This is a genomic window from Priestia sp. TRM10 (genome assembly GCF_057808375.1).
In genome coordinates this window covers 1,003,690-1,026,817 of record NZ_JBJZOT010000015.1, presented here as the reverse complement: position 1 = coordinate 1,026,817, position 23,128 = coordinate 1,003,690, and the positions used below count along the sequence as shown (strand labels likewise).

Genomic DNA, 23,128 nt, shown 5'->3' with positions numbered 1-23,128 from the left:
TTCTCGTTACAGTAATATAGGAGAATTTATTAATTAATAGGTGAATAAATGAAAACGTTATACGATGTGCAGCAGCTTTTAAAAAGATTTGGGACTATCATTTATACAGGAAGCCAACAAGCTGACCTTGACCTTATGGAAGAAGAGCTAAGAGAGCTTGCAAGGTCTGGTTTGATTGAATATCGTCAGTTAACTGAAGCACTTCTTTTAATTCGCCATAGACGTGAACAAAGAACAGAAAAAGGATGAGATCTTATGGAAGAGAAATGGCTGATTGGGGTTGATTTAGGAGGAACGACAGTAAAGTTAGCCTTCGTTAATCAATATGGAGAAATCATTTACAAATGGGAAATTCCGACTGATAAAAGCAATCAAGGGCATAATATCCCAACAGATATTGCAAAATCAATTGATGAACAACTTGAAAAGTGTGGGGAAATAAAAGCTAAAATTATGGGAATTGGCATCGGAGCACCAGGACCTGTAAAGGAAACAAATGGGTCTGTAGATGTTGCCGTTAATTTAGGGTGGAATAAATTCCCTTTAAAAGACTTACTTGAAGTTGAAACAGGTCTTCCTGTGTTTGTAGACAATGATGCAAATATTGCAGCAATTGGTGAGATGTGGAAGGGTGCTGGTGAAGGAGCAAAAGATCTTCTTTGCGTTACCCTTGGTACAGGTGTTGGCGGTGGCATTATTGCACATGGTGACATTGTACGTGGAGTAAATGGGGCTGCTGGTGAGATTGGACATATTACTTCTATACCTGAAGGTGGAGCTCCTTGTAACTGTGGAAAAACAGGATGTTTAGAAACAGTAGCTTCAGCAACAGGAATCGTTCGTCTTGCTAAAGAAAAGATTGCTGAAAACGGAAACACGACAATGCAATGTTTTTATGAAGACGGAACTTTAACAGCCAAAGAAGTATTTGACTGTGCTCGTGAAGGCGATGAAGTGGCAAAGGCAGTAATTGAAGAAGTGGCGTTTCACCTTGGTTTAGCACTAGCAAATACTGCAAATGGATTAAATCCTGAAAAAATCGTTCTCGGTGGAGGCGTTTCTCGTGCCGGTGATATTTTACTTCAGTCTATTAAAGACAGATTTAATCAATTTGCGTTTCCTCGTGTTGCAAAAGGAGCGGAAATTACGATTGCAACATTAGGTAACGATGCAGGTGTAATTGGTGGGGCATGGCTTGTTAAAACACAGCTGCCACAGCACGTGTAAAAAGTTAGATCTGAACACAAAGCTTAGAAAGTAAAAGAGTGTTACGATACACCCTTTTACTTTCTAAGCTTTTTTATTATGTTGAATAGTTCTTAACAGTTCTTCAACATAAAGAAGCTTCTTCTATAATAAAATGAACGAGAAGAGGGGGGATAACATGTGGAATACACCTTGTGATTCAAGACGCTTAGAGGAGGCTTTATATGCATTAAATAACCTATACTCTTTCGTCAACATCGAGGTTATTGGGCAGAGCGTGTTAGGACAAGATTTATATCATATAACAATAGGAGAAGGAGCACGAAAAGTCCATATGAATGCCTCGATGCATGCAAATGAATGGATTACAACCAATAGCCTTATGCTCTTTTTGTTTCACTATTGTCAAAGGATTGATTGTGATGAAGAGATTGAAAACAAGAGAGCAAGAGAACTTTTTAAAGAGACAACACTTTCTGCCTTTCCGATGATTAATCCAGATGGAGTTAACCTTGTTTTATATGGAGTTAAAAGTGCTGATGTAGAAAGAGAGAAAGTGCTGTTTATAAATGAAGGAAGTATGGAGTTTCATCACTGGAAAGCTAATATTAGGGGAATAGACTTGAATAATCAATTTCCAGCAAATTGGGAAATTGAAAAAGAGCGCAAGGAAGCCAAACGAGCTGCACCACGTGACTACCCTGGTGATGTGCCGCTTACAGAACCTGAAGTAAGAGCACTGTATACTTTAACAAAGAAGGAAAACTTTGATTCCGTTCTTTCCCTACATACACAAGGAGAAGAATTTTATTGGGGCTATATGAACAAAGAACCACAAATCTCTAAAAAAATGGCGGATGAGTTTGCAAGAGTAAGTAGTTACAAATCGGTTCAGATGATTGACAGCCATGCAGGGTTTAAAGATTGGTTTATTCATGAGTATAGAAGACCAGGTTTTACAATTGAACTTGGCAAGGGCATTAATCCACTTCCTCTTTCACATCTTCCTTCTATTTATGATAGATGTTCTAAAATCTTAGTAGCTCAGTTAGCTTTTGATACTAAAGGGTAAAATAAAAAGGATCGCTTATATTTAAGCGATCCTCTTGCTTTTACAAGCTGATTAGCTTGCTTTTTTCTTAACTGCTTTCTCTTCTTCAAGTTCTTCTCGCAATGCTTTGATAAGTGCCCAGCACATAAAGAGTAGAACAAAAATAAATGGAAAGGCTGAAACAAGCGAAGCCGTTTGGAGCACATTTAGAGCATTTTCCCCACCAGCTAAAAGCAGAACTGCTGCTGATGCAGCTTGAACAATTCCCCATGTTACTTTAATTTTAACAGATGGATCCAAGTTTCCTCGCTCACTTAACATACCTAGTACGAAACTAGATGTATCTGCTACTGTAATATAATAAATTAATACAACAGCAAATCCAACAGCAGTTAAGATACCACTTGCAGGAAGATAGTCAAAGAACGTGAAAACAGATAGAGATACGTTAGATGCAATATTATTTGCTAATCCAGGATTGCTTGCATTTTGAACTAAATCAAGCGCAGCTCCTCCGAACACAGCAAACCATGCGCACGTACCAAGTGTTGGTACAACAAGTACGCCGATAACGAATTCGCGAATTGTTCTTCCTTTTGAAATACGAGCGATGAACATTCCAACGAAAGGACACCAAGCAATCCACCAAGCCCAATAGAATAGGGTCCAGTCTCCAACCCACGCGTTATCCGTGAATGGAGTTAAACGTAAACTCATTTCAACAAAGTCATTTAAGTAACTACCAAGTGAAGTGAAGAACGTTTCAAAAATAATCGATGTTGGTCCTAGAATTAATACCAGGAACATGATCAAGAAAGATAAAATAATAGCTGCATTAGATAAAAACTGGATACCTTTCTCTAGTCCTGTACTAATCGAGATGATAAATAATATCGTTCCAGCACCAATAACGGTCATTTGAATTGCTGTTGTGTCAGGCAGACCAAATATAGCATGAAGCCCAGCGGAAATTTGCATTGCACCAAGTCCAAGGGATGTTGCAATTCCAAATACGGTAGCGAACACGGAAATAATGTCAATCGTTTTTCCGATTGGTCCGTAAATTTTTTCTTTAAGAACAGGGTAGAAGATGGAACTAATTGCAGCAGGTAACCCTTTCTTAAATTGAAAATAAGCTAAAGCTAATCCGATGACAGTATAAATTCCCCATGGCTGTAATCCCCAGTGGAAGAATGAGAACTTCATAGCAACGTTTGCTGCTGAATCTGTAAACCCTTCTCCATATGGAGGATTGGTATAATGTGTAACAGGTTCTGCAACTCCCCAGTAAACAATACCAACGCCCATGCCTGCTCCAAATAACATAGCAAGCCAAGATCCTGTTCTAAATTCTGGTTTTTCGTTATCTTTTCCTAGTTTGATATGTCCATATCTAGAAAATAATAAATACACTGCGAAGATGACTAAGAAAAAAGCAGAGCTCAGATAAACCCAACCAAGGTTATTAATCATATAAGTGTAAATAGCATTTGTAACACTAGTGAAGCTTGAGGTGAAGAGACCTCCCCAGACGATAAAAATAACCGTCAGTAAAATAGAAATGATAAAAACACTATGTTTTTCAAAACCTTTGTTCATAATATCTATTGTTGCTCCTTCCTTTATTCAGTTTTTAGAAAATGGTATTAAAGGGGTGGGCGAACAAGTAACTAGTTTAACATACTCATATGCATTGTCTAGTCTAACGGTTCCTATTTTCAAAGAGTTGGTGTCTTTATGCCTATTATGAAGGGGGTTTGAAGAGATAAATTTTTTTGAAAAAAATTTAAAAATTATGTTATTTAGATATAAAAAAGTTACGTAATAGAATTTATGAAGAACAATTTAAGGAATGTAAAAAGTATGAGGCGAAGGTACATTTTTCGTTAAAATAGAATGTGGTATTTAAGTACTGAAAAGGTTAAAAATGGATATTATCTTATCAAAAAATGCTTTTTAAAAATGCACACAGTATAACTATATGATCATTATTAACTGTAAAGGAAGAAATATCTATTTTGAAATCTTAAAAGAGATAATTTAACATTTTTGATTTTTAAAATATAGTTGAAATCACTCATTACACGTAGGATAATTCAAGTTAGAATAGAATAAGTTTGAGAAAAAGTGGGTGAGTTGATGAGGAAGAATGTGTTTGTTTTATTGTTAATTTTTGTAGTCCTAACAGGGTGTCAAGCTCATCAACCTAACTCGAAAATTAGAGAAGGAACCAAAGAGAATCATACAATTGATAATATTAAGTCTCTTCATACACAAGATTCTACAGCAATTGGAGATTGGTATGATAAGCATCATGTTTTAGTTATAGATAAAAAAGACAAGGAATATGAAGTGAATCGGTATAATTTATATTCAGGAAAGAGCTCTTCTTTTTTTAAAACAAGCAATCAAGTGATGTCAATAAAGAGAAGTCCTGATAGTAAAATGTTTCTCTTGCAAACTTCTTTATCAGAAGAGAAAATTGAACTTTCTTTTTTTAATAGAAAAGGAGAGTTGCAAAAAAGGTTTTCGTTTCCGGCTTATGAAGTTGAATATAATTGGAATTCCTTTGATGAAAATCGCATCGTTGTTACAACGTTTTCAAAAGATTGGAGCTTTGATGTTTACGCTCTTAATATTGAGACTGGGGAGAAGAAACACCTTTCTACAGATCAACCGTTTGTTCAATGGGTGAGTAAAACAAATATTGCTTATTTAGATAACAAGGATTTAATGAACAATGAAGCACCCCTCGTGAAAGAAAACATTGAAACAAATAAAAAGAATGACCTATCAAAAAAAGGCCTTATGTTTTCGAATGAGCAAAAATATTTACTTATCCTGCATTACGATCGGAATCAAGAAGGATATGGAACTTATACTTTTTATGATATGAAAAATCAAAAGGTAAGGGAGTTTCAAGTTCCTCTTCTTTCAGATTACTCTGGATGGAGTGTACCGTACTATGGATGGGATTCTCATCAACATGTGTTTTATACATATAAGCCAAAGTACAGTACAAATAAAGCTTCTTACAATGAGGAATTTATGCTTGTAGGCTTTTCATTAGAAACAGGGCAAGAAAACAAAATTGCGTTGTTAAAGGAAGAGAAACCAATCAGGGTTTCTCCAGACGGTAAATATGCTTTACTTGGTTTGAATGGAAAGAAAATAGTGGATTTAAAGACAGGGGAAACTAAATCATTGATAAAATAATAGCATGTAAAAAACGGCTTTTGAGTAATATTACTCAAAAGCCGTTTTTGTGTATGTTAATGTCCGCCTGGATAACCATTTCCGATGATTGTCATAACTGTAAAAAATCCGAATACAGCAAAAGTCGCTAAAGCAAAACCAAATCCTAAAAAGTTTTTGTTTTTAAGCGCTGAAATCGTACCAAATATCGCCAAAAGTGCAACTAGACCAAAAATAATAACTGTACCCATTGATTTCCCCCTTTTCCCCAGTTACTTAATACTATTCACTTGCTACGTCAAAATATCCGATGTACCATAAATAGTGTACACACTTAAGCTTATTTTATAGCTTTTCTAAATATTTGTCGAGGTAAAAAATCTGAAAATAAGAGGTGTTAAAGGAAATGTTGAAGCATTATAAAAGATCACTAGGTCCTGTTGGAACGAACTGCTATGTTGTAGCAAATGAGAAAAAAGAATGTCTAATTTTTGATCCAAGTGCAGAAGGTCACAAAATAATGGCACTTATTAAAGAAAAAGGTTTAAAGCCACAAGCTATTTTATTAACTCACGCTCATTTTGACCATATTGGAGCCCTTGATGAAGTAAGAGACCGCTTTGACGTGCCTGTTTATGTCCACAAAAAAGAGAAAGATTGGCTTGGAGATCCATCAAAAAATGCTTCTGCTTCTTTCCCATTAGGTCCTGTTACAGCTAAAGAAGCAACAAACCTTTGGGATGTAGAGGGAGAGAAAACGATTGGCAACTTCTCATTTTCTGTGCTTGAGACACCAGGGCACACGCCAGGAAGTGTCTCTTATGTTTTCAAAGAAGATGATTTTGTTATCTCAGGTGATGTGCTATTTGCTGGAAGCATTGGAAGAACTGATTTGCCAGGTGGAAATCACGAAGAACTGCTAGAGAGCATTCATAAAAAAATGCTTACTCTAGGAGAAACAATGCTTGTTTTATCAGGTCATGGTGAAGAAACCACAATTGAAAGAGAAATGGACAGCAACCCATTTCTGAATGGCTTCATGTAAATAAAAAGCAGTGCTAACAATAGCACTGCTTTTTATTTTTAATTTGGAAGCGTTATCTAATTATCCTCCAGGAGTCATCATAAATGTCGTCCAATATGTGAATCCAGCAAAGAAAACGGTTAGATACGCTCCAAAAACATAGATGTACATTCGCTCTGAAAGTTTTAAATAGCTTAATAGCACAAAAAAGCCTGTTTGACCTAGAAACAGCAGTGACGTTGTTGGCATATGGCCGAGATAGAACATAACTGCGAAAAGTCCCGTCCAAAAGCCAAGAACTCGATACATACGATCCATACGTATCCCTCCCCTTTGGCTCACTATAAAACCTTTTCTTTTTTATTATAATGTGAAAATTAGGAAAAAGTAAATGAGGTTTAAGCTAATCACTAAAAAAGCTTTTCTACACTATATGTACAAATACCTGCTTCTAAACCAACTGTTTTGTTAGAGTCTGAAAAAGTAGCGTTTTTGAAAAAGTAATATATCATTCCTTGGACGAAAGAACGATGAATACAGCGCGTTAATTCTTCATTTTGAGGAACAATGGTTTGAAAGGGACAACGCAAAATATGCAGAGAGATGGAGCTATAATCAGGTGAGCCTTGAATAGATAAGCGCATACCAATCTTTTCGGCAGCTTCTTTTATAAGAAAAATTTTATCTTTTCCGTGTTTTATAGGTTTAGAAGGAGCGTTTTGATGGTAATAATCTTTAATATAGGCTATCCCCATTTTAATAGCGGTTTTGTAAAGAGCTTCTTTTCCTTCTTCTCCAAATGTAGATATCGTACAGAGAAGTAAATTAGAAAGAAGCTGATAAACATTATAGGAGAATGTAAGCTGGGTAAGATGATCAGAAAGCTTATACAGAAGACGGGGACGTCCCCCTTTTCCAGTTTTATGAGCTTCTGAGATTATGAGATTACTATCTTCAAGTTTTGTGAGATGGCTTCTGGCTACATTGGGGTGAATATGAAATTTCTCGGAAACTTCTTGAGCGGTAATAGGCATCTCAGTTGTTTTTAAGTGATTATAGATATTAAAACGTGTTGGATCACCGAGAATGCTCGATAGTTTTAATACTTCCTCCATTGAAATCAACCTCCTAATTCAAAAGATAGCTACATTATAGTTCATTCGTCCTATTTTTGGAATATGCAATATAGTAAATTAAAACTCTTTTAAAACAGCCTTAAAAAAGGCTTAAAACAAAGTAACTATGTATTATACCAATATTATACAAAAAGATAAGAGAATAAATATAATAAAGGGAGAGAATTACAATGGAAAACATTCGTTTCTACACATACCCAAGCTGTACGTCTTGTCGTAAAACAAAAAAATGGCTCAAAGGAGAAGGAGTTCCTTTTAGCGAACGTCATCTCTTTCGTGAAACACCTACATATGAGGAGCTTATTAACCTTCTACGTTTAACAACAGACGGAATTGATGAAATTTTAGCGAAACGCAGTCAAGAATTTAAGAAGTTAGACATCAATATTGAAGAACTTTCACTATCAGAAGCTGTAGATTTGCTGATTGAACATCCAAGATTGCTAAGAAGACCAATTTTAACAGATGGTCAAAAGCTGGTAATTGGCTATAATGAGTCAGCACTTAAAAATCTTGTGAAAAAGAAATCCAAAAAAGTTCTTTCGGCATAGAAATCTTTTTTTGTTAAGTTATGACTAGGCAGTTTTTTGTATAAAAATAAAAAATAAAGAAGGAATTTTGAAAAACGTGGCGAAATTTCTGTTTGTACAAAATTCATAGAAAGGTGTGACAGAAATTTTGCTTTCCTCAATTGAAAAGCTTGCTGAAAGTTTAGTTGAAAAAGCTTGCTTGCACAGGGTATCAGATATTCACCTTATTCCTCGTGAACTTGATGCTCTTATCCAGCTCAGGCTAGATCAAGAGCTTTTTCAACATGCGGTTTTGAAAAGAGAGATATTTCAACGGTTACTTGCTCATTTTAAATTTTTAGGAGGTATGGATATTGGTGAAAAAAGAAAACCTCAAAGCGGCTCTCTTATGATGCAAATAGAAAACCAACGCGTCTATCTTCGTCTTTCAACATTACCTACTGTGTTTGATGAAAGCCTCGTTATTCGGGTGCTCCCTCAAGATAACATGACATCTACTCATTTTCTTTCACTTTTCCCACATTCCACAAGAAAACTTCTCGCTCTTTTACAACATTCCCATGGATTATTAATTTTCACTGGTCCAACAGGTTCAGGTAAAACGACCACGTTATATACACTTCTCCGGCAAGCTAAAAGCCTCATTAATCGAAATATCATTACTCTTGAAGATCCCGTAGAGAAGCAATACGAGGGTGTTTTGCAAGTTCAAGTAAATGAACGGGCAGGCATCACATATGAAAAAGGACTGCGTGCAATTTTAAGGCATGATCCTGATATTATTATGGTCGGAGAAATTCGAGATGATGAAACAGCAAAAATTGCAGTTCGCGCTGCTTTGACAGGGCATCTAGTACTTACGACAATGCATACGCGAGATACAAAAGGAGCCATATACAGGCTGCTGGAATTTGGGGTTCCATATCAGGAAGTATATCAAACACTTATTGGGGTAGTAGCACAGCGCCTCGTTCAAATTCGCTGTCCGTATTGTGAGGAAAAGTGTGTGCCGCTTTGCAAAATAATGCGAAAACAACGTCAGGCAGGCATCTATGAATTTTTATACGGAAAAGTACTAAAGGAAGTTCTTCAAGAGGCGAACGGCAAGCAAAAAGTCTATTCATATCCAAAACTCAAAGATATGGTTTGGCGAGGCGTTACTTTTGGATACCTTTATCCGTCAATATTGGAAAGCTGGAAAGCATATGATTAAAAAAGCAAAACAAAAGAAGCCGTTGCGTGAACAGGCTCAGCTATTAACAAGGCTAGCGAGTTTATTAGAAAAAGGCTATACAATGTCTCAAGCACTAGAATTTCTTAGACTTCAAGGAGATAAAAAGCTTGGAACTGAAATTAAAAGTTGCTTAACAGCTTTGAAAAAAGGGCGTCCTCTTCATGAAGCATTCCAGTTCTACGAGCTTAATAAAGAAGCACTTGTTTACCTTTATTTTGCAGAGCAGCATGGGGACATTAGTTTTGCTTTAAAAGAAAGTGGGCGACTTACAAATGAAAAAGCGCAGCAGCTTATTAAAATTCGCAAAGTTATTCAATATCCCCTTTTATTATTTTTGTTCTTAATTGGCTTATTTATGACAATGTCGTTCGTATTAATTCCTCAATTTTCTTCTCTTTACAGCTCGATGAATGAGAAACCTTCTTTTTTCCTTCTTACCTTCTTTTTTCTAGCAAATCATTTTCCACTTCTTTTCCTAACTTTTATCATCATAATGGTAGGTATCCTCTTTTACTGTAGAGCATATTTAAAAAGGTTGTCTCCAGCTCAGAGGGTAAGATTTTTATCGCGCTTGCCAATCTTTGGACCTCTTTATAAAAGTTTTTGTTCTTACTCCTTATCAGCTCATTTAGGCAATCTTTTGAAAGGAGGGTTGTCTATTAACGAAAGTTTACAAGCATTTTGTAGGCAAAAACACTCCCCATTCTTTCAAGGAGAAGGAAAACGATTGGAACTTGCTCTAACAAGAGGGAGACGGCTTCCAGAAATTATTGCAGAAGTTTCGTATTATGAATTAGAATTGTCGCAAATCGTTTCGCACGGTCAGTCAAATGGTAACTTAGCACAGGAGCTTTGTGATTATAGTGCACTCGTGATTGAGAAATTAGAAGGTAAAATAACAAAAATAATTAGCATTGTACAACCTCTTTTGTTTTCTCTAATTGGATTAACTGTTCTTTGTTTATATTTGGCGATTATGATTCCTATGTTTCAAGCGATGTCCAGTTTATAAGGAGGTAAAAGTACATGATAAGAAATGAAAAAGGATTTACCTTAATTGAAATGCTTATTGTGATGCTAGTTATTACGGTTTTACTTCTTATTATGATTCCGAATATTGTTAGCCATAATAAAGCAATTCGAAATAAAGGGTGTGAGGCTTTTCTTAATACTGTTGAAGCGCAAGTCCAAGTGTATGAAATTGAAAAAGGAAAGAAACCAACGATGAATGAACTTATTGAAGGAGGATATTTGAAGGAAGCCAAATGTCCTAACGGAACAGAAATTACAATAAATGCTGACGGAAAAGCAAGTGAAGTTAGTGGAGGATAAGAACAAAAAGATTGAAAGTGGATTCACGCTCCTTGAAACAGTTATTGTGTTATTAATGCTTCACATTGTGATTGTCATTTTTGTTTTTTCGTTTCATAATCTTATCAAAACTTATAATGAGCAAGCTTTTTTTGATAGATTTCAAAAAGACGTTCTCTATGCACAACAGCTTTCTATTCATCGTCAAACCCCAACAGCCATTAAATTTTCCCCTGAAGATCACAAATATCAAATAACCGCTCAAGGCAAAGTCATTTCTCAAACTTTTTATCATGAAGACGTTAACATTTCTTTCAAAACACTGAGGCCACCAATTACATTTGCTACAACTGGAAATATTAGTAGACCTGGTACCCTGCATGTTACTTTTCAAAAGAAAGTATATGCAGTGGTATTTCTACTTGGGAGAGGCAGGATGTATATTAATGAAGTATGAAAAAGGCTTTGTTATGGTCGAAGCCGTTATCGCTTTTTCAATTTTTCTTCTTCTCACACTTTCTATTCTTCCGTTTTATATTCATTTAAAACAACAGCGTGCAAATTTAGACCGTGAATATATGGCGAGAACCGCATTATATAATGAGCTTCTATATCAAACATATAATTCTCATCATCACTCTTCATCTACAACAAACTTCATGTTTACTTTTCAAAATGTTCAAGGTGGTAAGAGAGGATGTGTTTCTTGGTACACATTTCATGGGAAAGAAAAAAAGATTTGTGAGGTGCTGTTTCCGTGAAAAGAAATGGATTTACACTGCTTGAAACCATCTTTTGCTTTGCCATCTCACTTATTCTTTTAGCATCTTTTCCACTTCTCTTATCAGTTATTGAAACGGAAAGTTCTTATGATACTTTTACACAAGCAGAGTGGGATACATTTATTGCTCAAACATCCATTGAACTTCGTGAAGCAGAAGATGTTTCCATCTATAAATCATTGTTACAGTTATCGCCTTCAGATCAAAATATTGTTGTGCAATATGAAAAGTATGGTCATCTCGTTAGACGAAGAGTAAATGGATTAGGTCATGAGATTGCGCTTCGCAATATCCAGTCCCTTTCTTTTTCAGTGCATTCTCCCAAAACCATTACAATTGCAGTTGAGTCATTAAAAGGAAAAGTTTACGAAGCTGTTATTCCCTTATATGGAGAACAGCTATGAGGAAAAATGAAAGGGGATTTGTGTTGCCAATCACTCTTCTTCTATCTTTTCTTGTCCTGTTTCTTCTTACTCATTATAGTGCGCTTTACATTGTAGAATCGCGAAGTTTTTATGAAACGAAAGGAAGGTATCAGCTTCAATATCTGATTAATCATGGTCTATTTGAAGCGAAAAAGTATGTTAATGATTCATTAAGAAAGGAAGAGACATCATGGATCGAAACCAAAAATGGAAGGGTCGAAATTGCGATTATTCCCTTAAGTGCAACGGAAGCAAAAGTAGAGCTTGTGTGTAAAGGGGAAAATAGCGGAAATGCAACAGTATCGGTTGTTATGGATGTAGACTCTCATAAAATAATCCAATATCAAGAAGGGTCATCCCTTTCTTTTTAAAGCTTGGCTATGGAAATCAAAAATGAAGTTAGTTTTATCGTTAATAAAACTTAAGAGATGATGAAGTACAAGAGATAAGCAATAGCGTAAAATTAGCGTTTCTTCGCTAAAACTAATCGTGCATATTATAGTTTACTCCATTTTCTATTCTCCATCCCTTTTTTCCATGATTAAAATCCATTAAAAAAGGGCATGCTACGTATTGAAAGAAGGTGGACAACGTGTCAGTGAATGATTATGTTAAGTTTATGACACAAGAAATTGTTCAATACATGGATAAACCAAAAGACGATCGGAAAAAACAGCGTCAGCAAAAAAAGCAAGAACGCCAACCATTTGCAGTTCGCTGGTTTGGTGTTTTACCGTATGCGCTAATTATGATGAAGCGTCGTCAAAAAAATAAATAGCCTAATAAGCATCCTGCGCCCTCTGTAGGATGCTTTTATATACAATCCTTTTTAAGTGTGTTAAAGTAAAAACTACTTTAACGTATGATGAGTAAGAATATTCTATCAATTTATATATAGAGAGAGTCACACATGAACGGATGTATATGTAAGGGGGATTACGGATTATGGCTGTACAAGATCAATTTAAACGACCGCTGAGAGATTTGCGCCTTTCTGTTATTGATCAATGTAATTTTCGCTGTCACTATTGTATGCCAGCCCATATTTTTAATGAGAATTATACGTTTTTACAGAACGAAGAACTTCTTACAGATGATGAGCTCGTACGCTTAAGCGTGTTGTTTTCTCGGTTAGGAGTGGAGAAAATACGCATTACAGGTGGAGAGCCATTACTTAGAAAAGGATTACCTTTTTTAATAGAAAGAATTGGGGAAAAAACAAGGATTGAGGATATTGCTGTAACAACGAACGGCGTGTTTCTTCCAAAGCTTGCTCAAGACTTGCGAAGAGCAGGTGTACAGCGTGTTAACATTAGTTTGGATGCCATTGAAGACGATGTATTTCGCTATATGAATGGAAAAGGTGTTGGAATTTCTCCTGTTTTAAAAGGAATTAATGCTGCTAGAGAAGCAGGTCTCTATGTGAAAATTAATATGGTTGTCCAAAAAGGTATAAATGACAATCAAATCCTACCTATGGCTCGCTATTTTAAGAGATTAGGAGTAACACTTCGATTCATTGAATATATGGATGTTGGTTCAACAAATGGATGGGATATGAGCGATGTAATGACGAAAAAGGATATTTTAACAGAACTTCAGAGTGAATTTTCGCTGACTCCTGTAAAAGAAGCCTATTTTGGGGAAGTTGCAAAGCGCTATAAGTATAGCGATAAAACAGGAGAAGTTGGTTTTATTAGCTCTGTTTCAGACACGTTTTGTGGTTCCTGTACAAGAGCAAGAGTATCTGCAAGCGGGCAGCTTTATACTTGTTTGTTTGCTTCAAAAGGAACAGATTTAAGAGAGAAATTAAGAAGTGGAAAGTCGGATGAAGAGCTTTTGGGATATATTTCTTCTGTATGGGAGAAGCGTAATGATCGGTATTCAGAAGATCGAGCAAACTTAAAAGATAAGCGAGAGCCAATTGAGATGTCTTATATTGGTGGATAAAATAGTGCATATTTAATGCACTATTTTTTTTGAAGTGAGAGAATCTATAGAGAAGTATTTTGTATAGGAAAGATTAAATTCATAGCAAAAGATATCTCACTGTTCCGTAGAGGTCATGTTAATAACTTTCTTTTTGAACAGCACTTTTTATCTATTATCACTAACAAAGAATTAAAAAAAGAAATAATAAGGAAAAATATTGCTTTTTTATCCAATAAAAGTATTCCAATGACGTTCTTTTTTCCCATATAACCAACATGTTAACAAATTTGTCTCAATTATGTCATAGAATGTTCAATGTTTCACAAACAAATATATATATGAGGGAGTATACTAGAGACATGGATCAGATTGCTCAATATTTCACAAAGATAAATTTAGAGAGAAAGAGGGGGACCTTATGGATGTAGTTGAATTATCACGCATTCAGTTTGCTTCCACAACACTATTTCACTTTCTATTTGTACCACTATCAATTGGATTAGCTTTCATCATTGCAATTATGGAAACAATCTATGTAGTGAAGAAAGATGAAGCATATAAAAAGATGGCAAAGTTCTGGGGGCACCTGTTTTTAATTAACTTTGCTGTCGGTGTTGTAACAGGTATTTTGCAAGAATTTCAGTTTGGAATGAACTGGTCTGAATACTCTCGCTTTGTTGGAGATGTATTCGGGGCACCGCTCGCAATTGAGGCATTACTTGCCTTTTTCATGGAATCAACATTTTTAGGACTATGGATTTTTGGTTGGGATCGTTTGCCGAAATGGCTTCATGCCCTTTGTATTTGGCTCGTTTCATTAGGAACGATGTTCTCAGCATTTTTTATTTTATCAGCAAACTCTTTCATGCAGCATCCAGTCGGAGAAGTACTTCAACGAGGACGCCTTGAAATGCATGACTTTGCAGCGATTTTGACAAATGGACAGCTTTGGGTTGAGTTCCCTCATACGTTATTTGGTTCATTTGCAACAGGAGCACTATTTATTACAGGTATTAGTGCAATCGCCTTTTTGAAAAAGAAGCACGTTGATTTTTATCAAAGATCTTTTAAAGTAGCGATTGCTGTTGGAGTAGCATCAGGAATTGGGCTAGCACTTTCAGGGCACGAACAAGCTCAATATCTAGTTGAAACACAACCAATGAAGATGGCAGCAGCAGAAGGGCTGTGGGAAAACAGTGAAGACCCAGGAGCATGGACGGCTATTGCAAATATTGATACAGCGAACAAAGAAAATACGTCAGAGGTTGAAATTCCTTACCTATTAAGTTACTTATCTTATGGTAAGTTTTCAGGTTCTGTAACAGGTATGAATGAATTGCAAGAACGCTATACGAAAATGTACGGAGAAGGAAACTACATACCACCGGTTAAAACCGTATTTTGGAGTTTTCGCGTTATGGCTGTTTTAGGAGGAGCAATCGTTGGATTAGCTATTTTAGGGGCGTATCTCTACGCTCGTAAGAAGTTAGTTCAAAGCAAATGGTATCTTCGCTTGATGATTATAGCTATTTCATTTCCTTTTATAGGGAACTCAGCAGGTTGGATTATGACCGAAATTGGACGTCAACCATGGGTTGTTTTTGGATATATGCAAACAGAGGATGCTGTTTCAGCTAACGTAACAGCGGGTCAAGTACTGTTCTCACTTATTGCTTTCTCAACATTCTACATTGTTTTATTTGCAGTTATGGTCACTTTATTTGTGCGGGAGATTAAGAAGGGACCACATCATGAGGAAGAGATGATAGAAGAAAATCATGATCCGTTTATGAAGGAGGGTCAACATGCTATCTCTTAATGAATTTTGGTTTATTCTTGTGGCCTTTATGTTTGTTGGATTCTTCTTCTTAGAAGGATTCGACTTTGGAGTTGGAATGTCAACAAAATTTGTAGCGAGAACAGATGCAGAGCGGCGCGCTTTTATCAATTCAATTGGTCCTGTGTGGGATGCTAATGAAGTTTGGCTTATCACAGGGATTGGCGCGATGTTCGCGGCATTCCCAAACTGGTATGCTTCAATGTTAAGTGGCTTTTACCTTGTTTTCGTGATTATCTTACTTGCTTTAATTGGTCGGGGCGTTGCGTTTGAATTTAGAGGAAAAGCAGAAAGTCCTGTTTGGAGAACAACATGGGACTGGGTAATTCTTTTTGGAAGCATTATTCCTCCACTTGCTTTTGGCACATTGTTCACAGCTGTTATTCAAGGAGTACCAATTGATGGGGATATGCAGATGAGAGCATCTTTCTCAGACATTATCAACTGGTATACGCTACTTGGTGGGATAACATTAACAATGCTTTGTTTTATGCACGGCCTTACATTTGGAACAATCCGTCTTATGTATGATTTAAGAGATCGCTGTCGCCAAGTTGCTAAGAAACTACTTCCTATTAATGCTGTCTTATTAGTTGCAGTTGGGGTGGCTACTTTCTTTAAAACAGATTTGTTCACAGTGCATGGAAACTTATTGGAGTACTTATTTCTAGCAGGAATCGTTGTTTACTTATTTCTTGGCTACTTTCTAACAAGAGGGCGAGACGGATGGGCATTCTTTTCGTCAGGTCTTGTCATTATGTTAGTAACAGGATCGCTGTTTATTGGATTATTTCCACGGGTAATGATTAGTTCAATTAATGAAGCTTACAACTTAACAATTCATAATGCATCATCTGGAGCTTATTCATTAAAAGTAATCACATATCTTGGCCTCACATTGTTACCGTTCGTTTTAGGATATCAAATTTGGAGTTACTACGTTTTCCGTAAACGTATTAACCATAAGGAGCATATGGAATACTGATGGGAAGAAACTTAATGGCCTATAAAGGCATCAAAAGAGTATTAGCTCTCGTATCTCTCGGGGTGCTTCTTCAAACTATAGCCATTATTTTTCAAGCAAAATGGCTAGCAGAAGCCATTACCTCACTTTTTAATGGAAAAAGCTTAACATCACAAATAGAAACAATAGGCTACTTTATAGTAGCCTTTCTTGCTAGACATCTATGTTCATTGTTAATTAAAAAAATACTTTATAAGTTTGGGGAAGCGACTGTTACCGAATTACGCTCAGCGCTCCTTCAAAGTATTTTTAAGCTTGGACCACGCTATACAAAAAGAGAAGGTACGGGACATCTTGTAACATTTTTAATTGAAGGATTAGGAAAATTACGTGATTATCTTGAACTTTTTATTCCGAAGCTTGTTGCTATCGGGATTACGCCATGGCTTGTGCTTATTTATATTTGGTTTTATGACCATCTTTCTGCTCTTATTTTATTGATTACAATGCCTATTTTAATTGTCTTTATGATTTTACTTGGACTTGCCGCACAAAAGAAAATTGACGCACAGTGGGCATCATATCGTTTACTTTCAAATCATTTTGTGGATTCATTGCGCGGTCTTCGTACTCTAAAGTTTTTAGGTAGAAGTAAAGAACATGGTGAAACAATTGAAAAAGTTAGTGATCAGTATCGAAAATCAACAATGGGTACGCTTCGTATTGCCTTTTTATCAACGTTTGCCCTTGATTTATTTACACAGCTATCCATTGCTATTGTGGCGGTTATGTTAGGTTTGCGTCTTATCGAAGGTACGCTTACATTAGAGCCGGCTCTTCTTGTGCTGCTACTTTCACCAGAATACTTTCTTCCTATTCGAGAAGTTGGGAATGACTATCATGCAACATTAGATGGAAAAGAAGCGGGAGAAGAAATACTAGCTGTGATTAAGAAAGGCGAGGAAGTAACCGTTTCAGGAACAGCACCTCGTTTTACAAAGGAAAGCACAATTACTTTTCAAGATGTCAATATTTACCATGAAGGAAAAGAAGAAAATACGCTGCATAACCTTTCTTTTCAGGTAAAGGGAAATCAGAAGGTAGGTATTATGGGGATGAGCGGGGCTGGAAAGTCTACGCTAATTGACGCGTTAAGCGGTTTTCTATCTATTAATGAAGGAGCTGTTCGCATTGATGGAGAAGACGCTCAGCTTACTTCAGAAGCATGGCAAGAACAAACCGTTTATATTCCTCAACACCCGTTTATTTTTACAGGTTCTATTAAAGAAAATATTCGGTTTTATCAGCCTGATGCGAGTGATGAAAGAGTAAGATTAGCCATCCGCCAAGCTGGATTAGGAAGTATGGTAGCGCGTCTGCCATATCGTGAAAATGAAATCATCGGTGATGGAGGGCGCACGCTAAGCGGTGGTCAAGCACAGCGGATTGCATTAGCAAGAGCTTTCTTGAGCGAGCGTTCTGTCCTATTATTTGATGAACCAACAGCACAGCTTGATGTTGAAACTGAGTATGATTTAAAAGAAGTATTACTACACCTTTCACAAGATAAGCTCATGTTCTTTGCTTCACATCGTTTGCACTGGATGAAAGAAATGGATGTTATTTTAGTGATGGAAGACGGCAAAATTGTTGAAGTTGGCACACACGAAGAGCTTATAGAAAAAAATGGAGCTTACAAACGATTACTAAAGGCACAAATGGGGGATGCATTGTGAAGAAGAGCAGCTGGATTATGCCATATGTTCAAAAGTATAAATACCGAATGATTGCGATTATGCTGCTTAGCATGCTGTCAATTGGATCAGCAGCAGCCCTTATGTTCACATCTGGGTTTTTAATCAGTAAATCCTCACTTCGTCCTGAAAACATTTTGCTTGTTTATGTACCGATTGTACTTGTTCGTACGTTTGGATTGGGGCGCGCCGTTTTTCGCTATTCGGAGCGTCTAGTAAGTCATGATTTTATTTTACGTGTACTTGCTAAGATGAGAACTCGTCTCTATCATCTTGTTGAGCCACGTATTGCAGGAAACAAACAGCTGAAAACAGGAGAAATACTAGGCGTGCTTGCTGAAGATATTGAGGGGCTTCAAAATCTTTATTTACGGACAGTCTTGCCTACAGCTTCAGCGCTCTTACTATATATCATTAGCATTATTGCTCTTGGCTATTTTAGTCTTCCTTTTGCTCTTTTAATGGCTTTGTATTTTTTTATGCTTATTATCGTGATGCCTATTTTCTCTCTTGTGCATATGAGAGCAGTGAATAGAACATATAAGCACGAAAAAGATCGTATGTATCAATATGCAACAGACGGTTTGCTTGGTATTAGTGACTGGCTTATGAGCGGTCAGAAAGGCACTTTTTTAGAGCGAGTCCTACGCATTGGTCGTAAAGTGGATGAGGCTGATCGAAAAACAAAAAGATGGCAATACTACCGGGAGTTTATCGCTCAAGTTGTTGTAGCAGCTATGATTGTAACAATGATGATATTCTCATCAAACTTGTTCTCACATGGTGAACTTGCAAACGTCTATATTGCTGCTTTTGTGCTTGTTGTTATTCCGTTATCAGAAGCTGTTATTCCTGTTTCAAATGCGGTTGAGAAATATCCACGCTATGAAGAATCGCTAACACGTATTACAAACTTGGAAAATAAGCTAGAGTCTTCAAGGGAAAATAGCTTAGAGCAAGTTGTGTATAACCGTTCAAAAGAGAATATTACAATTGACTTGAAAAATCTATCCTTTCAATATGAAGAACAAGAAGGGGATGTGCTAAAAGATATTAATTTGCACATTCCTCAAGGTAAGAAAATTGCTATTATCGGAAGAAGTGGAGCAGGTAAATCTACGCTTTTACAAGCAATTCAAGGACTGCTTATTCCAACAGGGGGAGCTGTGACGTTAAATGAATACAATGCTTCGTCTATTAAAGACGGAACATCTTCTCTTATTTCAGTTTTAAATCAAAATCCATATTTGTTTAACACAAATGTAGCGAATAATTTGCTACTTGCAAACGAGAATGCAACAGAAGAAGAAGTTAAAGAAGTAGTGAAAAAAGTTAGATTAGAAAATCTTGTTTCCTCTCTTCAGGACGGATATCAAACCTCAATGGAAGAGACAGGACAGCGCTTTTCAGGCGGTGAACGTCAGCGAATTGCTCTTGCTCGGGTTCTTCTTCAAAAAACGCCTATTGTCATGCTTGATGAACCAACAGTTGGTCTTGACCCTATTACAGAAAGAGCGTTGTTAGATACCATCTTTGAAACGTTAGAAGGCAAAACACTTTTATGGGTAACACATCATCTCACAGGAATTGAGAGAATGGACGAAATTATCTTTTTAGAAGATGGACGTGTGAAAATGAGAGGTACGCATGATGAATTATTAAAAACATCTTCTTACTATCAGAAGCTATATGAATTGGATAAACCAATACAGTTTGTCTAAAGCCGATTCTTTTCTTATTGGTTAATTAAAAAGAGGAGCAAATTCGCTCCTCTTTTTAATTTAAACTTTCTACAAACTGAATTTTCTTCATCGTGTTGTTTTTCGGATCAACTTTGATTGTAATGAACACAGTAAACTTTTTCTCTCCTTGCTGAAGCCAAAGTTTAAAGCGCTGTGTTTCAAGATTTTTTTCCTTTCCTCTGCCAAGATATGCATAATCTTTAATTTGAGCAACAGGATACCTCATTTGTGTCTGTTTAACAGCGAGGCGGCCCCATTTTGCGTGATCAGCTGATTGAGTTATATGTGAAGATGTTTCGGCATGACCGTACAAAAACGGCACGGTAATAAGGCTTAGTGAAAAAAATGCAACAATTGTTTTAATAAAAAGTTTCATCAAAATCCTCCTTGTTGTTTTCAAGCCATTTTTCGTTGTAAAAGGGTACGAACTGTTCCTTCCTGTAAATAAAAGATTCCTCCGTTAACGACGTTGACAGAGATTCTTGGTTCATATTGGTCTTGAAGCGCCTTCTTTTCAATATCATACGTTGATGGCTTTTCCTCAATGTCTTCGTAGAAATGATTAAGAAGATCAAGATCCTGTTTCCATCTTTCTTTTGCTTCTTCCGCCCAGCTGTGGTCATCCTCATATATATGTTTTTCAATATATTGATGAAGGCGATTGAATCCGCTTTTTGGTTTAATAATAGGAGAAAGGGTAAACGTAAAATCCGGAATTTTAGGCGTTAGTGCTTGTCCTTTTAAAAGTTCATGAAAATCTTCAATAATATTTCCTGTAATTAAGTGGATTCCAAGAGATAAAAGATAATCTCTTTTATGATCACACTGATACGACACCATAACGTTCATATTAAGCCAAGGATGCAAAGCAGTATTATGAGTTGAACGTGCTACATTAGCTTCATAAAGCCTGATTGCTGAGCCAAACCTTCTTGTTGCTTGGAAAATTTGATGAAGGCGGGGAGAACCGAAATGAACTTTCTCTCCTTTAATGTCTTGTGGTGCACGCTGTTCATTTGTAATAAATGTTAAAGAAGCGGGATTTGGCTCCCCGCCAACTTTTTCTAAGTAGTGCCAGTAAAAAGGGCGATTCATAAGCTCTTTGTCTTGATCAATTGTAAGTTGAACGGTTAGATAACCGTTTCCTTCTTCAAGAATCGAGCACTCTGTTGATTGAAAATATCCTTTCAAGAACTGGTGGATGTCATGTTGCTGCATTTGCTGCATTCTCCTCTCCATCGTTCATATCATCAATAATAGAAGACAAATGTTCCATTTTAAGTTTCATTTCTCCCTCAGAACGAGAATGAAGGAAAACATCGTTCACATATTCTTCAAAGTCTTTCATTTCAAGCTGTGTCAGAATATCGTCTAAATTGCCAATTACGCGTTCAAACAAGCGGATTTTTTCATATAAAAGCTTCAGGATATGCTCTTCAATTGTTCCAGACGTTGCAAAATTATAAATATGGACATCTTTTTCCTGCCCAAGGCGGTGAATCCTTCCGATTCGCTGTTCAAGGCGCATTGGATTCCACGGAAGATCATAGTTAATAATATGATGACAGAATTGCAAGTTGATTCCTTCTCCACCTGCTTCTGTAGCAATAAGAACTTGAACATTGTTTTGGAAAAGCTGTTTCATCCAATCTTTTTTTCCGCGTTTAAAGCCCCCGCGGAAGGGAACAGAAGAAATGCCATGCTGCTGTAAGAGCCACTGCAAATACATTTGTGTTGCTCTGTATTCAGTGAAAACAATAACTTTGTCATCAATTTTCTTAATGAGTTCTACCATTTTTTCTGCTTTTGAATTTCGCCCAGTTTTTCCGATGTTTCCAATCCTGTCCATGAGCGTCTCAATTAAAGTGTATGGAGGGGTATACTCTTCACTTTCTTTATCAAGCATTCCTTTAAGTGTCATATATACAGCTTCTTTGCTGCTGCATGCTTCGCGTTGCAGTGTTAAAAGAGCAAAAGCACTTGATGGGCTATCGTGTTCTTTAAACGACCCAATAGCGTCATATAGCGAACGTTCCTCCTTAGAAAACTGAATCGGAATGGTTTCGACTTTCCGACTTGTCCATTCGATTCCAGTATCTTGTCTTCTGTTGCGAATCATAACTTTATTAATAAGTTCGCGTAAATGTTCATCGTTTTCTAGCTTGCGGTTTTTCGCTGAAAACAACTCTTCAAAATATGCTTGATTTCCGAGATGACCAGGCTTTAAAAGAGAAACAAGATTAAAGATTTCTTCAATTTTATTTTGCACAGGTGTAGCTGTTAAAAGAAGACAAAACTTCTTTTTTAGCTCTTGTACAAATTGATAGTTTTTAGTTTTATGATTTTTTAATTTGTGAGCTTCATCAATAATAATAAAATCATAATTTTGTTCTAAAATAATGTCTCTGTGCGGCATGCGTTTTGCTGTATCAATAGAAGAAACAACAACATCGCATTGCTCCCACACATAAGATTTGCGCTGTGCAACTGCTGGAATATGGAACTTTTGATTAAGCTCTATCGTCCACTGAGATACAAGGGAAGCAGGGACGAGAATGAGTACTTTTTTTACAAGACCTCGAATCATATATTCTTTTAAAATAAGTCCTGCTTCAATTGTCTTACCAAGTCCAACTTCATCAGCTAATATAGCTTTCCCGTTCATCTCTGTTACTACTTTTTTAGCAACTTCAAGTTGATGTGGGAGAGGAGTTAAGTCGGCCAAATAGCTCGGAGCTTGAAGGTCGTGAAAAGAAGGAACCGCTGTTCTTTGGGCAACTTTATAGGCAAGCTGATAAATGTCGTAATTTGCCCAAGGGCCGTCTTCTTCGAATGATTTTAAAAACGAATCTTGCCATTCATGATCAAATGAAATCGGAACATTCATATTTTTGCACCTCTTCTGCAAATTTTTATTGAATTTTCATAAAGTTTAATGGTAGGATAAATTTGTATTCAAGAATTGTTTAATAAGTATTTTTCAGTGCATGAACATTTTGTAACGA

At 36.5% G+C, this 23,128-nt stretch carries 26 protein-coding genes; 19 read left to right on the top strand and 7 right to left on the bottom strand.

Going from position 1 to position 23,128, the window contains the following annotated elements; genetic code table 11:
* Positions 1–48: 48 nt before the first annotated feature.
* The 3 genes from ACK3CR_RS22040 to ACK3CR_RS22030 all read left to right on the top strand — a co-directional run bounded on the left by ACK3CR_RS22040 (position 49) and on the right by ACK3CR_RS22030 (position 2,278).
* A complete protein-coding gene (locus ACK3CR_RS22040) occupies positions 49–249 on the top strand; it encodes a YqgQ family protein (protein WP_019391489.1) in 201 nt (66 codons plus the stop codon).
* Between the two features lie 6 nt (positions 250–255).
* Positions 256–1,227: an ROK family glucokinase gene (locus ACK3CR_RS22035; protein WP_243517666.1), complete on the top strand. Its 972-nt coding sequence runs from the start codon at positions 256–258 to the stop codon at positions 1,225–1,227.
* Between the two features lie 157 nt (positions 1,228–1,384).
* A complete protein-coding gene (locus ACK3CR_RS22030) occupies positions 1,385–2,278 on the top strand; it encodes a M14 family metallopeptidase (RefSeq protein WP_243517667.1) in 894 nt (297 codons plus the stop codon).
* A 51-nt stretch (positions 2,279–2,329) separates the two neighbouring features.
* Here ACK3CR_RS22030 and ACK3CR_RS22025 read toward each other — a convergent pair whose 3' ends face one another.
* Positions 2,330–3,856, bottom strand: coding sequence for a BCCT family transporter (locus ACK3CR_RS22025; protein ID WP_480380542.1), 1,527 nt, complete (start codon positions 3,854–3,856; stop codon positions 2,330–2,332).
* A gap of 540 nt (positions 3,857–4,396) precedes the next feature.
* On the opposite strand from ACK3CR_RS22025, the gene ACK3CR_RS22020 reads away from it, so the two are divergent.
* On the top strand, positions 4,397–5,473 hold the full coding sequence (locus tag ACK3CR_RS22020; protein ID WP_243517671.1) for a YqgU-like beta propeller domain-containing protein: 1,077 nt from the start codon (positions 4,397–4,399) through the stop codon (positions 5,471–5,473).
* A 56-nt stretch (positions 5,474–5,529) separates the two neighbouring features.
* Here ACK3CR_RS22020 and ACK3CR_RS22015 read toward each other — a convergent pair whose 3' ends face one another.
* Entirely contained in the window at positions 5,530–5,703 is a 174-nt protein-coding gene (locus ACK3CR_RS22015; RefSeq protein ID WP_019391493.1) for a DUF2759 domain-containing protein, read from the bottom strand.
* Positions 5,704–5,861: 158 nt separating this feature from the next.
* Between ACK3CR_RS22015 and ACK3CR_RS22010 the strand changes: the two genes are divergently transcribed.
* Positions 5,862–6,497 (top strand): MBL fold metallo-hydrolase, encoded by a 636-nt coding sequence (locus ACK3CR_RS22010; protein ID WP_375754201.1) that lies wholly within the window; start codon positions 5,862–5,864, stop codon positions 6,495–6,497.
* A 60-nt stretch (positions 6,498–6,557) separates the two neighbouring features.
* Here ACK3CR_RS22010 and ACK3CR_RS22005 read toward each other — a convergent pair whose 3' ends face one another.
* Together ACK3CR_RS22005 and ACK3CR_RS22000 are read right to left on the bottom strand one after the other, a co-directional pair.
* Positions 6,558–6,794, bottom strand: coding sequence for a DUF2626 domain-containing protein (locus ACK3CR_RS22005; RefSeq protein ID WP_019391495.1), 237 nt, complete (start codon positions 6,792–6,794; stop codon positions 6,558–6,560).
* A 92-nt stretch (positions 6,795–6,886) separates the two neighbouring features.
* Positions 6,887–7,591: a helix-turn-helix transcriptional regulator gene (locus ACK3CR_RS22000; RefSeq protein ID WP_243517674.1), complete on the bottom strand. Its 705-nt coding sequence runs from the start codon at positions 7,589–7,591 to the stop codon at positions 6,887–6,889.
* Positions 7,592–7,782: 191 nt separating this feature from the next.
* Here ACK3CR_RS22000 and ACK3CR_RS21995 point away from each other — a divergent pair, with 191 nt between their 5' ends.
* From ACK3CR_RS21995 to cydC, 14 genes are all read left to right on the top strand, one after another.
* Positions 7,783–8,163 (top strand): Spx/MgsR family RNA polymerase-binding regulatory protein, encoded by a 381-nt coding sequence (locus tag ACK3CR_RS21995; RefSeq protein WP_061801978.1) that lies wholly within the window; start codon positions 7,783–7,785, stop codon positions 8,161–8,163.
* Positions 8,164–8,290: 127 nt separating this feature from the next.
* Entirely contained in the window at positions 8,291–9,355 is a 1,065-nt protein-coding gene (gene comGA / locus ACK3CR_RS21990) for a competence type IV pilus ATPase ComGA (protein ID WP_243517677.1), read from the top strand.
* The gene (gene comGB / locus ACK3CR_RS21985; protein ID WP_243517680.1) at positions 9,306–10,388 is read left to right on the top strand and encodes a competence type IV pilus assembly protein ComGB; all 1,083 of its coding nucleotides are present in this window, start codon (positions 9,306–9,308) and stop codon (positions 10,386–10,388) included. Before comGA ends, comGB begins: the two co-directional genes overlap by 50 nt.
* A 14-nt stretch (positions 10,389–10,402) precedes the next feature.
* Entirely contained in the window at positions 10,403–10,708 is a 306-nt protein-coding gene (gene comGC, locus ACK3CR_RS21980; protein WP_243517683.1) for a competence type IV pilus major pilin ComGC, read from the top strand.
* On the top strand, positions 10,698–11,144 hold the full coding sequence (gene comGD, locus ACK3CR_RS21975; protein ID WP_488976114.1) for a competence type IV pilus minor pilin ComGD: 447 nt from the start codon (positions 10,698–10,700) through the stop codon (positions 11,142–11,144). The genes comGC and comGD overlap by 11 nt, the downstream gene beginning before the upstream one ends.
* A complete protein-coding gene (locus tag ACK3CR_RS21970) occupies positions 11,134–11,448 on the top strand; it encodes a type II secretion system protein (protein WP_243517688.1) in 315 nt (104 codons plus the stop codon). The genes comGD and ACK3CR_RS21970 overlap by 11 nt, the downstream gene beginning before the upstream one ends.
* On the top strand, positions 11,445–11,873 hold the full coding sequence (comGF, locus tag ACK3CR_RS21965) for a competence type IV pilus minor pilin ComGF (RefSeq protein WP_243517692.1): 429 nt from the start codon (positions 11,445–11,447) through the stop codon (positions 11,871–11,873). The genes ACK3CR_RS21970 and comGF overlap by 4 nt, the downstream gene beginning before the upstream one ends.
* Positions 11,870–12,265, top strand: a complete 396-nt coding sequence (gene comGG / locus ACK3CR_RS21960; protein WP_488976113.1) for a competence type IV pilus minor pilin ComGG — start codon at positions 11,870–11,872, stop codon at positions 12,263–12,265. The genes comGF and comGG overlap by 4 nt, the downstream gene beginning before the upstream one ends.
* A gap of 221 nt (positions 12,266–12,486) precedes the next feature.
* Positions 12,487–12,672, top strand: a complete 186-nt coding sequence (locus ACK3CR_RS21955) for a YqzE family protein (protein ID WP_019391505.1) — start codon at positions 12,487–12,489, stop codon at positions 12,670–12,672.
* A 167-nt stretch (positions 12,673–12,839) separates the two neighbouring features.
* Entirely contained in the window at positions 12,840–13,844 is a 1,005-nt protein-coding gene (gene moaA, locus ACK3CR_RS21950) for a GTP 3',8-cyclase MoaA (protein ID WP_243517698.1), read from the top strand.
* Positions 13,845–14,244: 400 nt separating this feature from the next.
* Positions 14,245–15,645 (top strand): cytochrome ubiquinol oxidase subunit I, encoded by a 1,401-nt coding sequence (locus tag ACK3CR_RS21945; protein WP_488976112.1) that lies wholly within the window; start codon positions 14,245–14,247, stop codon positions 15,643–15,645.
* Positions 15,632–16,648: a cytochrome d ubiquinol oxidase subunit II gene (gene cydB / locus ACK3CR_RS21940; protein ID WP_480380538.1), complete on the top strand. Its 1,017-nt coding sequence runs from the start codon at positions 15,632–15,634 to the stop codon at positions 16,646–16,648. Before ACK3CR_RS21945 ends, cydB begins: the two co-directional genes overlap by 14 nt.
* Positions 16,648–18,363 (top strand): thiol reductant ABC exporter subunit CydD, encoded by a 1,716-nt coding sequence (gene cydD / locus ACK3CR_RS21935; RefSeq protein ID WP_488976111.1) that lies wholly within the window; start codon positions 16,648–16,650, stop codon positions 18,361–18,363. Before cydB ends, cydD begins: the two co-directional genes overlap by 1 nt.
* Positions 18,360–20,102, top strand: coding sequence for a thiol reductant ABC exporter subunit CydC (gene cydC / locus ACK3CR_RS21930; RefSeq protein WP_488976110.1), 1,743 nt, complete (start codon positions 18,360–18,362; stop codon positions 20,100–20,102). The genes cydD and cydC overlap by 4 nt, the downstream gene beginning before the upstream one ends.
* A 55-nt stretch (positions 20,103–20,157) precedes the next feature.
* Here cydC and ACK3CR_RS21925 read toward each other — a convergent pair whose 3' ends face one another.
* The 3 genes from ACK3CR_RS21925 to ACK3CR_RS21915 are packed head-to-tail and all read right to left on the bottom strand — an operon-like array spanning position 20,158 to position 23,010.
* On the bottom strand, positions 20,158–20,499 hold the full coding sequence (locus ACK3CR_RS21925) for a DUF3889 domain-containing protein (RefSeq protein ID WP_243517715.1): 342 nt from the start codon (positions 20,497–20,499) through the stop codon (positions 20,158–20,160).
* Between the two features lie 20 nt (positions 20,500–20,519).
* Entirely contained in the window at positions 20,520–21,341 is an 822-nt protein-coding gene (locus tag ACK3CR_RS21920) for a YqhG family protein (RefSeq protein WP_268584585.1), read from the bottom strand.
* Positions 21,328–23,010: a DEAD/DEAH box helicase gene (locus ACK3CR_RS21915; protein ID WP_243517721.1), complete on the bottom strand. Its 1,683-nt coding sequence runs from the start codon at positions 23,008–23,010 to the stop codon at positions 21,328–21,330. The genes ACK3CR_RS21920 and ACK3CR_RS21915 overlap by 14 nt, the downstream gene beginning before the upstream one ends.
* Between the last annotated feature and the right edge of the window lie 118 nt (positions 23,011–23,128).